Raw genomic sequence first — 12,667 nt, forward strand, 5'->3', positions numbered from 1 at the left:
CGGCGCACATAAGCTTTCCGGCGGGGCAGGTCGCAGACCTGCCCCCTTTGATCTGCCCCGTGCGCCGCAGGGGTCCCCGCACAAAATCGAACCGCCCCAGCCCACATCCAGGCGCCGCCCAACCCACGATGGCGCTGCCCCATGGCGCCGCCCTAGCCACGCGATGGCGCCGCCCCAGCCACGATCCAGGCGCCGCCCCGACGCACCTCCAGACGCAGCCACACCCACCCAGCCACCCATCGTTTGTCGCATGGGTTGTACCATCCATCCATGGTCACCATCGACGCTGACTCGGCCACGCCCCCGTTCGAGCAGGTCCGGTCCCAGTTCGCCCGCCAGATCACCGACCGCACCCTCCCCGTCGGCACCAAACTCCCCACCGTCCGAGCACTGGCCACGGAGCTCGGCCTGGCGGCCAACACGGTGGCCAAGGCGTACCGGGAGCTGGAGGAGGCCGGGCTGATCGAGACCCGCGGCCGGGCCGGCACGTTCGTCAGCGCGGCGGGGCAGCGCAGCATGGCGATCGCCCAGCAGGCCGCCCGGGACTACGCGCACCAGATCCGCGCGCTCGGCCTGGACGCCGAGGAGGGGCTGCGGATCGTGCGCGCCGCGTTGACCAACACGTCCGGTTAGGACACTCACCGTCACGAAACGTGTACCGGCGGGCGGGAAGTCGACATGGTTACCGCCATCCGGCGGTGGCGGGCGGCACGAACTAAGTGGAAAACTATTCATATTCTGCTATGAATCCCTCGTGTCCCCCGGAGAGTCGATGGCTGTGTCCCGTTCGCGCGGCCGCAGCACGGATGTGCGCCTGCTCACAGCGCTTTGGCAGCAGTGGCAGGACGTTGGGACGGCCATGCCCGCGGGCCGGTGGAGCCATCCGACCGGCCTGGGAAAGTGGACGGTCCGTGATTTGTTCGCTCACGTAGCGCTTGGCGTGCGGACGACTGTGCAGCTCGCGTCCCAGCCAGCGGTAGAAAGCGGGCCCGAACTCGGAGACGCCGCAGCGTATTTCGCCGCCCTGCGCCCGCTCGGCGAGGCCGGTGCGGCCCAAGTGGCCCGGCTGGCAACGCAATGGGCTTCGGTACGGTCCGACGCCGAACTGGTGGCGGGTTTTGACGTTCCGGTGCCGGACCTCGCCGGTGATCCGGTGGTGCGCAGTATCGCCGGTACCATCAGGTTTGCCGACTACCTGGTGACCAGAGTCCTTGAGGCGACGGTGCATCTGCTCGACGTCGGCGTTCAGCCTCCGGGTGAGGCACTGGACCGGGCCGCGGACGTGCTGCTGGATCTCTGTCCACCAGCGGATTTCGTCCGGCTGGCCACCGGACGTCCGGCGGGACCGCTGTTCCCGGTGTTGACCTGAACGCTCGAAGGAGGGCCGCCATGTCCATTCTGCCGCCCGATGCCGACCGCAAGCGATGGCATCTCGGTGCGCTCACGTCGATCGCCGCCACCGCGGCCGAGACGAACGGCGCGCTTTCCGTGGTGGAGCAACGAGCCCAGCGCGGGTTCGCCACCCCGGCGCACGTGCACGGCCGCGAGGACGAAACGCTGTTCGTCATCGACGGTGAACTGGAGTACTCCGTCGACGGCGTCACAGGCATTGTGACCGCGGGGAAAGCCGCGCACCTGCCGAAAGGCCGGGCGCACCGCTTCGCCGTGCTGTCGGAGACGGCGCACTTCCTGGTGATCATCACTCCGGGCGGGTTCGAGCGGTTCTTCGGTGAGGTCAGCCCGTCCGCTTCGGCGGAGCGCCTGCCGAACGAGAACGACGGTGTGCACACGGCTTTGCTGAAGATGGTCGAGAGCGCGGCCTCCTGCGGCACGAAAGTGTTCCACGATGAGGAAAACGCGATCCTGACCGCCGCCCGGACCGTGGCGACATCGGATATCCCGGCCGAGATCACGTCCGCGTACCGAGAACTGGGCGCTTTGCTGGCCGGACCGGGTCCGCTGCCGGAAGACCCGGACGCGGCCGTTCAGCTGTTGGTGGAAGCCGTGGGACGCCTGGAATCCTCGCCAGTGCACGCACGGGCGTTGATCCTGCTCGGCATCCTGATCGAGCGCGCCGATGCCGAAGTCCCCGTGCGACCCCTGATCGACGCGATACAACCAGACCTGCCCGAACCCGCTGCGCTCGCCTTCGCCTACGCTCTGGCGCATTTCCCTGCGCACGCGGAAAGTGTCCGTGCCGCCTTGGCACCGGTGAACCTTCCGGAGCCGGACCGGGAACGCTTCTTGCGGTGCCTGGAGGAGCCTGCCCTGCAACGGATCGGCCGCGTGTGGCCGTCGCCGACGGTGTGGCGGCTCGACGAAGCCGAGCAAGGACTCGACGAGAGCTGGCGGACGCGGCTGGACCTGAGCGAAGAGGCCGTGCGGGAGTTGTGGGACGCGGAGACCGTGGCCTTGTTGGCGTTCATGGGATCCCGCGCCGATCACGCGGTGGAGAGGACTGAGCATGCTTGACCTGCTGGCAAACCCGTATCACGCCGCTTTCGCGTGCCCGACCTGCCACGGACCGCTGAGCGGGGAGCCGCTGTTCTGCGAGACCTGTGAGCGGACGTACCTGGCGGACAAGGGATACCTCGACTTCGCCCCCGAGGTGCGGATGAAACCGGGGCTGGGCCCGTTCTTCCTGCAGGACCCGTTGCACGTCACGAGGTACGAGGAACAGACCCGGGTCGCGTTCCTGAACATCATGGGCGCCAACTGGAACGACTCACTGACTCCCGAGCGCGAGGACGACTACCTCAGCGCACACATCGTGCCGGTCGACGGTCCGGTGCTCGATCTCGGTTGCGGCGCAGGACGGTGGACTCGAACGGTGGTCGATACCGTCGGCCAAGCGCGGGTGATCGGGCTGGACCTGAGCCTGGCCATGATCGATCTGATCCGGGCCGAGCTGCCGGAGCTGTGTGTGGTGCGCGCCAACGCTTTGCAGCTGCCGTTCGGGCGCGACTCGCTGGGCGCGGTGAACTGCTCGAACGCGCTGCAGCTGTTCCCGGAGCCGCGCACGGTCATCCAGGAGGTGGGCCGGGTGCTGAAGCCCGGCGGCACGTTCACCGCTTTCACGTTCCGGCAGGCGGAACGCCCCACCTATCGGTACTTCCAGTCCCAGCACGAGAAGACGTTCAACGTCAGGTCGTTCCGCGTCGACGAACTGACCACCTGGCTGACGAGCGCCGGTCTCGACCTCCTCGACCTCACCTCCCTGTCCGGCACCCTCCTGTTCACCGCCCGCAAGAAACCCTCGTGAGTGGTCTCGGCCGAGACCACTCACGAGGGCCACAGGGTCAGGAGCCGGTTATGGTGAAGCTGGAGCCTGGCTCGATGAGGATGTTGCCGTCGCGGGAGTTGGTGATGGTGACGTTGGTCAGGCGCGCGTTGCCGCGTGCGCTGCCCATGGCCAGAATCCCGGACCCGTTGTTGGACTTGTCGATACGGGTGTTGGTGATGGCGACGTTGGGGTAGGCGCCGCCGCCCGCCTTGAACTGGATACCGTCGTAGGTCGAGTCACTGATGTCGGTGTCCCTGATGGTCACGCCCGGGATGTCACCGTTGGGCGCGAACAACGTGATGGCGCCGAACTCCTGGGCCTCGCCCCAGAACACCCCGCCACAGCGGAACAACGCGTTGTTCGCCAGCAATGTCGTGCCGGAGAACGGGATCGGGTCGTGATCGGTGGCCAGCATGATCCCCGGGTAGTTCATCGTGTCGTAGATGAGGTTGTTCTCCGCCGAGTTGCCGTAACCGCCGTAGATCGCGATCCCGTTGGCCCGCCAGGGCAGCTGGATGGTGTTGTTGACGAAGTGGTTGTCGTGCCCGACATCCACCGACTGGTCCTTCACGTACTTGCTCGCCCACACCGCCAGCGCGTCGTCGCCGGTGGTGCGGAACGACGAGTTGAACACCCGCGAGTTGCGGGAGCCGTTGGTGAGGTTGATGCCGTCCGCGTAGGTGTCCCGGATCCGCATCCCGCTGAACTCCAGGCCGTCCGCCGGTCCCCACAGCTCGGGGATGTTGTCGAAGTCGCGGCCGACCCAGACACCGACGTTGGCGTGCTCGATCCAGACGTTGCTGATCTTCGTGCCGGTGCCGAACCGGCCGTTGAGGCCGACCCCGCCCTCGGCGTTGCCGTCCCCGCCGCGGATCCGGCCGGAGCCGAAGATGGCGATGTCCGAGATCTGGACGTTCTTGTCGATGTCGAAACCGAAGTTGCCTTCGTGCGGGTGGTTGATGCCGTGCGCGTCCTGCGGCTGGGTGAGCGTGTAGAACTGGGAGTACCACATGCCCGCGCCGCGGATCGTGACGTTGCTGATGCCCACCTGGTTGTACTGCCCGCGGTTGAGCGGGTCGTCGGTGAGGATCTTCTGCTCCTGCCGCCATTGCCCGCGCGGGATCCAGACACACGGGATCACGCCGTTCTGGTCGTCGGTCACCGCGCGCTGGATCGCGGCGGTGTCGTCGTTGCCGTCGTCGGGAACCGCGCCATAGTTGGTGATCGAGACGCAGCCGGCCGGCTGGCTGAGCGGCGGCGCGACCTGCTCCAGGTCGATCATGTCGATGATGTAGAAGGACGCGTTGTCCCCGTTGTCCCGCTGCAGCTTGAACTTCGTGCCGGGCGGGTAGCTGTTGGCCAGCAAGGCGTGTGACTCGTCGAACAGCCGCCGCGCGTCGCCGCCGGGTGTGTTGGTCAGCGACTCGGGTCCGTCGCTGTTGCCGTACAACCAGCTGTGCTGCGAGGAAAGCGTGAGCTTCTGCAGGAACGTGCCGTTGACGTACAAGCTGATCGTGGCGCTGATCCCGCCGCCGCCCGGGGCGTCCGGGATGGAGTTGCGCACCACGATCGAGTTGGCCTGGTTGACCGAGGTGAACTCGACGAACTGGCCGGTGCTGTTGAGCCGCACCGACTGGCGGCCGGAGGACTCGGTCGCGAAGTTGGTGTGGCCGAACGTCCGCAGCGGGTCGGTCTGCAGCAGCGTGCCCTGGTAGCTGGCGGCTTCGGCCTCGTACTCGGTGTACGGGACCGCGGCGCCCCGGCCGACCACGATCGCCTGCGAGAACGAGTTGTTGGTCTCGTTGGTCTCGGCGACGACGTTGGTCGCGTCGGCGGTGGCCGTGATCGTGGCCCCACCGCTGGTGGCCGTCCAGCTGCCCGACATGGCAACGCTAACCGTCGCGCCGGCGGCGATCGACGCGGTGTTGGTGTTCAACGTCGTGCCACCGACCGTAACCCGGGTGACCGTCGTGGCGTTCGTGGCTGTGGTGCCACGGTTGTTGACCGACACGGTGAACGTCACCGGTGCGCCCACTGCAGGGTTGGGCGGGTTCGACGTGACACCGAGGACCTGCAGATCCGGTCCGGGAGCCTGGGCGACCTGCAACTGCGACGCCGCCGTGAACGTGTTGTTGGCGTCGTTCTGTTCGATCACCGTATTTGACGGGTCCACAGTGGACGATACGGTGTAGCTGCCCTGCGGTCGAGTCCCGACGTCGAGGGTCACGGTCGTCGATGCGCCCGCGGCGAGTGCGCTCACCGGAACACCGCTCGTGGCCTGGCCACCGATGGAGAACGCCGCCGAGGTGGCCGGAGCCGCGGCCGAGCCGATGTTCTGCACGGTCGCCCGCATGGTGATCCGGTCGGTCTCGGCCGGTGAGGTCGGCGTCCACGACACCGCGCTGACCGTCAGATCCGGGTTCGGCGCAGGCGTGCCAAGGACATGCAGCTCGCCAACCTGCCCGCCTGGAGCGCCGGTGTTCCCGGTGAACCGCAGCCGCACATCGGCCGTGCGAGCGGTGACCGGAATCGAGACGGTGTTCTGGGTCGACGGGGTGAAGTTGTACGGTGTCAAGGCTTTCAACGAGGTGAAGCCGGACGCGGACTGTTCCCGGCCAAGAACCTCGAAGGTCTGCGTGCGCGGCCCCCAGATCGGGTCCGGGTTCAGCTTGACCACGACCCCGGTGATGTCCGCGTTCGAGCCCAGCTTGACCGTCAACGTCGACTCGAAGCCCGCGGACTCCCAGTACGTGCCGACGTTGTTGTCATTGGCGTTGGTGGCGACGAAGTTCTGGGTCGTCGATGAGGCCTCGATCGCCTTGCCCACGGCCAGGTTCGTGCCGGTGGGCGGGGGATCGGTGGGCCCGTTGTCCGGCCCGTAGATCTCGAACTCGGAGACCTGGGCCGCCGGCCAGCCGGTGTTCGCGGTGACGTTCACCCGCACGTACCGCGTGGTCGCCGTCAGGTTCAGGGTGACCGTGTTGTTCGCGGTCTGGTCGAACAGCCGGCCCGCCGAAGGAGACAGGGTGCTGAAGGAGGAGCCGTCCGTACTGCCCTGCACGCTGAGGGTCTGGGTCCGCGACCCCCACGAGCCGGGCAGTTTGAGCACGACCTGGTCGATGCTCACGCTGCCGCCGAGGTCGATCTGCACCCACTGCGGGAACGCGTTGTTCGGGCTCTCCCAGTAGGAGTTCTGGTTGCCGTCGTTGACGTTGGACGTCGGGAAGCCGCCGAGCGAGCCGCTCGCGGTCACCGTCCTGCCCAGCGCCAGGTTGGGTCCGGCCGCGAGGGCGGACGCAGGCGAGATGATCAGGCTCACCGCTACCAGTCCGGTGAACCACCGCCAACGGAGTCGATTCCGTTTCATGGAGTCCTCGTTCTGTGTGAAAACGACAGAGTGGGGCGCCACGGCAGGCGGGGCGGTCCGCCTGCGATGAAGTTGCAAGAAGTTCTGGATTGTTTAAGCAGGGCTGAGTGACTTCTTGCGGTCAGGTGTCAAAGGTTTCAGATGCGTGACCGGTTCGTCAACACCCCGGAACACGAAAAACCGGCTGCGGACCCGTCGGGCCCGCAGCCGGTGTGGTTCAGCGGCCGGTTACCAGCCAACCGCCACGAGCAGCCACTGTGGGTCGCCGTGCGAGACGAACGACGACTGGCCCGCGACGTCGTCGTACGGGAACCCGTACGCGAGCTTGTTGATCGCGTGGTCGTGCCAGAACTTGGCGTAGTAGTTGGCCGGAGCGGCCTTGTAGTACTGCGCCGGGTCCTCCCACTGGGTGCGCGGCAGGTGCGCCGTGTGCCGGTTGAGCGCGGCGCACATGCTCGGGTTCGAGGCCATCGACCCCGCGCAGCCGGTGATGTTCGAGGTCGGCTCGTTCACCCCGACCGACTGGGCGTAGGCGGTGAAGTAGTTCGCGTACTGGCCACCGGTCCGGAACGCGGGCACGCTGCCCGGCGCCGGGATCCGCAACGGCGCGTTCGGCGCCTGCGCCAGCTGCTTGAACTCGGTCGGCACCTCGTTGACGAACTTCTGGAAGGTGACCGCCCGGTCCTCCTGGAAGGTCTGGTAGTCCTCGCCGACCTGGACGTCATAGCCGTCCTTGGCGTGCAGGCGCATGGCCAGCTTCACCGCGAACGCGTCGACCCTGGTCGTGTTGCCGTTGAACACTCCTGCTCCCACGGTGAACTCGATGAAGTCGTTGTACTGGCTCGTGGGGGAGCCGAGGTAGAAGTACATCCGGCCGGCCGAGTTCGCCGGCATGTCCAGGTAGGGCTGCTCGGCGATCGAGTGCACCTGTCCGTTGAAGCTCCAGTAGACCTGGTTGTCCGGGTACTTCCCGTTGGTGCGGTTGAGGATCTTCACGGTGAGCACGTTGCGCGCGGGCGGGATGCCCGCCGTGTCACCCCAGAACGAGTCCGGCGGCTGCCCGGGGTTGCCAGGTCCGCCGCCACCACCGGTGCCGAACACCTGGAACTCCCACAGCGAGTAACCCCACTGGGTCGCACGGGCGGTGCCGTTCATCCGGATGTAGCGGCCGGAACCGTTGACCGCCAGGGTCTGGATCCCGCCCGTACTCGTTGTGGTGCTGTAGATGTCGCTCCAGGCGTTGCCGTCGGCGGACACCTGGATCTGGAACGCCCGCGCGTACGCGGTCTCCCAGTTGAGCACGACCTGGGTGACGTTCGCGGTGGCGCCGAGGTCGATCCGGATCCACTGTGGATCACTGAACGCGCTCGACCAGCGGGTGCCGGTGTTGCCGTCGTTCGCGGCGCCGGCCGGCGTGCCGGCGTTCTCCGTGGACGAGGCGAGGGTCGGTTTTCCTTGGGAGATCAACGGATCAGCGGCCGAGGCCGGAGCGGAACCGATCGTCAGGGACGCTGCCACGAGCAGTGCTGCGGCAAGTAAGGACGTGGGGCGACGCCAGCGCCGCGCCGATGCGGTGATGGACATGCGTTCTCCGAGGAGTGCAGGGGTGAGTGACGGAGGCCGCCGGTGGCCAGGGGACGTCTCCGTCGGAGGGGTACTCCAGTGGGCACGCGGGGCAGGACGGGTGATCACTGGAGAGCGCTCTCTCCTTGAGACTTGTACGATTCAGTCGGGATGTCAAGTGGACGAACCAGACATCCTGTCAGCGCGGGGTTTCCGGCCGGGCTTGACACGTCCTCCCGCCCGGCGGGATATTCATGAGAGCGCTCTCCTTCTCAGCCCTGCCCGGCGCCGCTGCCTGGCCAGCCGCGGACGCCTGCCTTTCCCTGCAAGGAGTACGCATGTCTCTGAGACGGCTGGCCCGGGTGTTGCTGGCCCTCACCGTTATCGGCGCGGTGACCTCGGTCAGTCCCACTTCCGTCGCGGAAACGCCGATTCGGATCCAGGCGGTCCCTGCGCCGCCGCCTGGGTTCAGCACCGTGTGGAGCGATGACTTCGACGGTGCCGCGGGTACCGGGCTGGACACCGGCATCTGGCGTTACGACGTCGGCCCGGGCAGCAGCTTCGGCACCGGCGAGATCGAGGACATGACCAACAGCACCGCCAACGTGTTCCACGACGGCGCCGGTCACCTTGTGTTGCGGGCACTGCATTCCGGCACCAACCCGGCCACCGGCTGGACGTCCGGGCGGGTCGAGACACAGGCGGACGGCTTCGGCGCGCAGGCCGGCGGGGTGGTCCGCATCCAGTCCTCGATCCAGCAACCCAACGTGAACACGAGCAACGGCGCCGGATACTGGCCGGCGTTCTGGATGCTCGGCGCCCCGCTGCGGATCGGCGTGCCGTGGCCGGGATCCGGCGAGATCGACGTCCTCGAGGACGTCAACGGCCGCAGCTCCACCTTCGGCACGTTGCACTGCGGCACTTTCCCGGGTGGTGTCTGCAACGAGGGCACCGGCATCGGCAGCGGGGAACGCCCCTGCCCGGGCTGCCAGACCGGCTACCACACCTACGCCGTGGAGATCGACCGGTCGACCTCGCCCGAGCAGATCCGTTGGTACCTCGACGGGTCCAACTACTTCACCCTGCAGTCCAACCGCGTCGACGCCACCACGTGGTCGAACGCGGTCGACCACGCCTTCTACATCATCTACGACCTGGCCATGGGCGGTCAGTTCCCGGCCGCGTTCGGCGGTGGCCCCAACGCCGCGACCGTGTCCGGCGGCCAGATGAACATCGACTACGTGGCCGTCTACGCCAAGCCGCCGGCCAGCACCTCCGGTACGAACCTCGCGCGCGGCAAGCCGACCACCGCCTCCTCGGCGGAGAGCGCGATGTTCCCGGCCACCAACGCCACCGACGGCGACGTGACGACCCGGTGGTCGAGCACGTTCAGCGATCCACAGTGGATCCAGGTGGACCTCGGCCAGTCCTACAACCTCAACCACGTGACCCTGACCTGGGAAGCGGCCTGTGCGCGTGCTTATCAGGTCCAGACCTCAGCCAACGGGTCGGCGTGGACAACGGTCTATACCAACAACAACAGCACCGGAGGGATCCAGGACATCTCGTTCGCGAGTACCGGCAGATACGTCCGCGTGCTGGCCACGGCTCGTGCTTCGCAATGGGGCGACTCGCTCTACGAGTTCGCCGTCTATGGCACGACCGGCGGTGGTACTGGAAACCTTCTGTCCCAAGGACATCCCGCCACCGCATCGTCCACTGAGAACGCCGGCTTCGCTGCCACGAACGCTGTCGACGGGAACACCGGCACGCGCTGGTCGAGCGCGTTCAGTGATCCACAGTGGATCCAGGTCGACCTCGGCGCCAGTCACGCGCTGAGCCAGGTGGTGCTGAACTGGGAGGCCGCGTTCGCGTCGGCGTTCCAGATCCAGACCTCACCCGACGGCAACGCGTGGACGACCGTGCTGACCACCTCGGGGTCCGCGGGTGTCCAGACGTTACCCATCACCGGGTCCGGGCGGTACGTCCGGATGCTCGGCACCGCCCGGGCCACCCAGTGGGGCTATTCGCTGTGGGAGTTCCAGGTCTTCGGCACCTGACCCCCGGAGCCGGCTGGTGGCTCGCCCACCAGCCGGCTCCCGTTTTGTGCGGGCACTGAGCCGTTCATGCCACACTGGGGTACGTGGTTGATGACGTCATCGGGGGCATGACCCCATCACGCCTCGACATCCTCGGGATCGGCAACGCCGTGCTGGACATCTTCGCGCGCGTCGACGACACCTTCCTGGAAGCGCATGACCTGGTCAAAGGGTCGATGACGCTGGTCGACGCGGACCAGGCCCACGCGCTGCACGCGGACCTCTCACCGATCGCGGAGATCTCCGGCGGGTCGGTGGCCAACTCGATGGTCGTCGCCGCGTCGCTCGGCGCCCGGGTCGCCTACGTGGGGAAAGTCCGTGATGACGACCCCGGTGACACCTTCGCCAGAGACACCCGCTCGGCAGGAGTGGGCTTCCAGACTGCGCCTACGACGTCGGGCGCGCCGACGGCTCGGTGCATTGTGATGGTCACGCCGGATGGTGAGCGGACCATGTGCACTTTCCTCGGTGCCTGCGCCGAGTTGGGGCCTGAGGATATTGACGCCGGGCTTGTTTCGGGGGCCGCGGTGACGTATTTGGAAGGGTATCTGTGGGATCGGCCGCGGGCCAAGGATGCTTTCCGGCTGGCCATGTCGCTGGCGCACTCTGCTGGGCGGAAGATCGCGCTGACCTTGTCGGACAGCTTCTGTGTGGAGCGGCATCGGGCTGAGTTCCTGGCGCTCATTCGTAGTCACGTGGATGTGCTGTTCACGAATGAGGATGAGGCTCGGTCGTTGTACGAGGTGGCCACTGTTGAGGAGGCGATCTCGCGGCTTCGCGATGAGTGCGAGATCCTCGCCGTCACCCGCGGCGAGAACGGCTCGTACATCACCCACGGCGACGACTTCCACGCCATCCCGGCCCAACCAACCACCGTGGTGGACACCACCGGCGCCGGTGACGCCTACGCCGCCGGGTTTCTGCACGCGTTGACCCAGGGCGAGGACCTCGAGACCTGCGCCCGCCTGGGCTCCACCACTGCGGCGCGGATCATTTCGCACATCGGTTCACGCCCCTTGGTCGCACTGTCGTAGAGCGCTACCGGAGTAGTGGGTGTCCGCTTGGTTGGACACTGGGGTGCTGAGGTGACTTGAAGGGCTACGGGTGGGGGCGGCTTCGTGGGTTGGGGCGCCGTGGCGGTGGGACGAGCGCCGACTGGCCGCCGCCAGAAGAGTCAGTCGCTCACCGTCGGGTGGGGAGGTTGGCGGTTTGGATGAGGGCGTGGTGGCCGGAGGTGCGCCAGTTGGGTTCGAGGTCCTGGAACGTGGTGGGGGTGAGGCCGAGGACGACTTCGGACTTCAGGGTGCGGAGGGCGGCGATGGGGGCAGGGAGGTAGGCGACGGCGTCCTGGAAGGAGGCGGTGGGGTCCCAGTCGCGGTCACCGACGAGGCGGCGGTAGTTGAGGTCGCCCTTGAAGATGGTGAGGCCGGTGGCGAACTCCGCCGCGAGGTCGGCGGGCATGTCCGCAAAGGACAGTGGGGCGGCGTGGAATGGGTGGGTGCGGATGGACAGTGTGCCTTCGGCGGCGGCGTGGTGGAGGCGGTCGCCGGTGGCGCCGGGGAGTTTTCTCAGGCGGCGCAGGCAGTCGCCGACGTCCGTGAAGGTGGCGTCCGAGGTGAAGTAGGGGTAGGGCTTGACGTGCAGGACGACCTCGTTCGCCATTCCTGTGTCCAGGAGGTGGCCGGCGAGGATGAGGTCGGACAGCAGTTCGCGGCCCGCGTTGTCCACTACGAACGTCACGCGGAGGGGTGCGTGGTCGAGGAGGAAGCGGTGGAGGTGGGCGCTGTCGTCGGCGAGGAGGGGTGGGTGGGTGGTGGTGTCGGCGCGGCCGGCGATGAGCTGGAAGCCGAGGTCGGCCTTGTTGCCGTAGAGGGCGGCGGTCAGTGCTGTGTCGAATGTGGTCTCGGTGATCCAGGCGAAGTCGTTGTCCAGGGCGGGATCCTGGAGTTCGGCGGTCTTGAACGGGCCGAACAGGTCGACGCCCGTGGTGAAGTAGCCCACCGCGTCGAGCAGGCACCGGTAGAAGTAGCTCTCCGCCCAGAGGAACGGCGCTTGGGACCACGGCGTTGCGAAGTGGCCACGGTCCCAGTCCAGCCACAGTGGCCGGTCGGCCCAATGCTCCGGTGGGGGCGGGACTACGCCGTTCAGGGTGGACTCGAGCAGCTCCGTCACGGCGGAGCGTTGCGCCGGGCCGTACGGATGGGTGTCCAGCAGCCGCCGGACGAGTTCCGGATGGCGTTCGTGGAACACCTGCCAGGGGAACGACCCCTCGGCCCCGATGGTGAAGACCGGCGGCTCAGATGACATACCGGCTACCGTAGTTGTTCATCCGCGTGTCACCGAAACCGGGTCCTA

The 12,667-nt window shown here is 67.3% G+C and carries 9 protein-coding genes and 1 pseudogene; 6 read left to right on the forward strand and 4 right to left on the reverse strand.

Features of this window, described 5'->3' with window-relative positions:
* Positions 1–270 precede the first annotated feature (270 nt).
* The 4 genes from AB0J95_RS47810 (at position 271) to AB0J95_RS47825 (ending at position 3,262) form a co-directional block, all read left to right on the forward strand.
* Complete coding sequence (locus AB0J95_RS47810; RefSeq protein ID WP_364773078.1) at positions 271–633, forward strand: GntR family transcriptional regulator; 363 nt, start codon at positions 271–273, stop codon at positions 631–633.
* A gap of 139 nt (positions 634–772) precedes the next feature.
* Positions 773–1,369 carry a maleylpyruvate isomerase N-terminal domain-containing protein gene (locus AB0J95_RS47815; RefSeq protein WP_364773080.1) on the forward strand — a complete coding sequence of 199 codons (597 nt, stop codon included), beginning with the start codon at positions 773–775 and terminating at the stop codon, positions 1,367–1,369.
* A gap of 20 nt (positions 1,370–1,389) precedes the next feature.
* Entirely contained in the window at positions 1,390–2,472 is a 1,083-nt protein-coding gene (locus AB0J95_RS47820; protein WP_364773082.1) for a cupin domain-containing protein, read from the forward strand.
* Positions 2,465–3,262 (forward strand): class I SAM-dependent methyltransferase, encoded by a 798-nt coding sequence (locus AB0J95_RS47825; RefSeq protein ID WP_364773084.1) that lies wholly within the window; start codon positions 2,465–2,467, stop codon positions 3,260–3,262. The genes AB0J95_RS47820 and AB0J95_RS47825 overlap by 8 nt, the downstream gene beginning before the upstream one ends.
* Before the next feature lie 37 nt (positions 3,263–3,299).
* On the opposite strand, the gene AB0J95_RS47830 is transcribed toward AB0J95_RS47825, so the two are convergent.
* The 3 genes and pseudogenes from AB0J95_RS47830 to AB0J95_RS47840 all read right to left on the reverse strand — a co-directional run.
* A complete protein-coding gene (locus AB0J95_RS47830) occupies positions 3,300–6,650 on the reverse strand; it encodes a CARDB domain-containing protein (RefSeq protein ID WP_364773085.1) in 3,351 nt (1,116 codons plus the stop codon).
* Positions 6,651–6,878: 228 nt separating this feature from the next.
* Positions 6,879–7,544, reverse strand: a complete 666-nt coding sequence (locus AB0J95_RS47835; protein ID WP_364773224.1) for a glycoside hydrolase family 64 protein — start codon at positions 7,542–7,544, stop codon at positions 6,879–6,881.
* Positions 7,545–7,733: 189 nt separating this feature from the next.
* Positions 7,734–8,234 (reverse strand): annotated as a pseudogene (locus tag AB0J95_RS47840) (discoidin domain-containing protein); the annotation flags it as partial.
* A gap of 317 nt (positions 8,235–8,551) precedes the next feature.
* Between AB0J95_RS47840 and AB0J95_RS47845 the strand changes: the two are divergent.
* Together AB0J95_RS47845 and AB0J95_RS47850 are read left to right on the forward strand one after the other, a co-directional pair.
* Positions 8,552–10,273 (forward strand): discoidin domain-containing protein, encoded by a 1,722-nt coding sequence (locus AB0J95_RS47845; RefSeq protein ID WP_364773087.1) that lies wholly within the window; start codon positions 8,552–8,554, stop codon positions 10,271–10,273.
* Positions 10,274–10,380: 107 nt separating this feature from the next.
* Positions 10,381–11,346, forward strand: a complete 966-nt coding sequence (locus tag AB0J95_RS47850; protein WP_364773089.1) for an adenosine kinase — start codon at positions 10,381–10,383, stop codon at positions 11,344–11,346.
* Between the two features lie 148 nt (positions 11,347–11,494).
* Here the strand turns inward: AB0J95_RS47850 and AB0J95_RS47855 are convergent, their stop codons facing one another.
* Positions 11,495–12,619, reverse strand: a complete 1,125-nt coding sequence (locus tag AB0J95_RS47855) for a damage-control phosphatase ARMT1 family protein (RefSeq protein ID WP_364773090.1) — start codon at positions 12,617–12,619, stop codon at positions 11,495–11,497.
* Between the last annotated feature and the right edge of the window lie 48 nt (positions 12,620–12,667).

Source organism: Actinocrispum sp. NPDC049592, assembly GCF_040675465.1.
In the GTDB taxonomy this organism is placed as follows: Bacteria; Actinomycetota; Actinomycetes; order Mycobacteriales; family Pseudonocardiaceae; genus Kibdelosporangium.

Bases quoted from the DNA above. Each gene is read 5' to 3' on its own strand.
- AB0J95_RS47825 (WP_364773084.1), top strand. From the start codon at position 2,465: ATGCTTGACCTGCTGGCAAACCCGTATCACGCCGCTTTCGCGTGCCCG.
- AB0J95_RS47835 (WP_364773224.1), bottom strand. From the start codon at position 7,544: ATGCCGGCGAACTCGGCCGGCCGGATGTACTTCTACCTCGGCTCCCCC.
- AB0J95_RS47815 (WP_364773080.1), top strand. From the start codon at position 773: ATGGCTGTGTCCCGTTCGCGCGGCCGCAGCACGGATGTGCGCCTGCTC.
- AB0J95_RS47850 (WP_364773089.1), top strand. From the start codon at position 10,381: ATGACCCCATCACGCCTCGACATCCTCGGGATCGGCAACGCCGTGCTG.
- AB0J95_RS47830 (WP_364773085.1), bottom strand. From the start codon at position 6,650: ATGAAACGGAATCGACTCCGTTGGCGGTGGTTCACCGGACTGGTAGCG.
- AB0J95_RS47820 (WP_364773082.1), top strand. From the start codon at position 1,390: ATGTCCATTCTGCCGCCCGATGCCGACCGCAAGCGATGGCATCTCGGT.
- AB0J95_RS47855 (WP_364773090.1), bottom strand. From the start codon at position 12,619: ATGTCATCTGAGCCGCCGGTCTTCACCATCGGGGCCGAGGGGTCGTTC.
- AB0J95_RS47845 (WP_364773087.1), top strand. From the start codon at position 8,552: ATGTCTCTGAGACGGCTGGCCCGGGTGTTGCTGGCCCTCACCGTTATC.
- AB0J95_RS47810 (WP_364773078.1), top strand. From the start codon at position 271: ATGGTCACCATCGACGCTGACTCGGCCACGCCCCCGTTCGAGCAGGTC.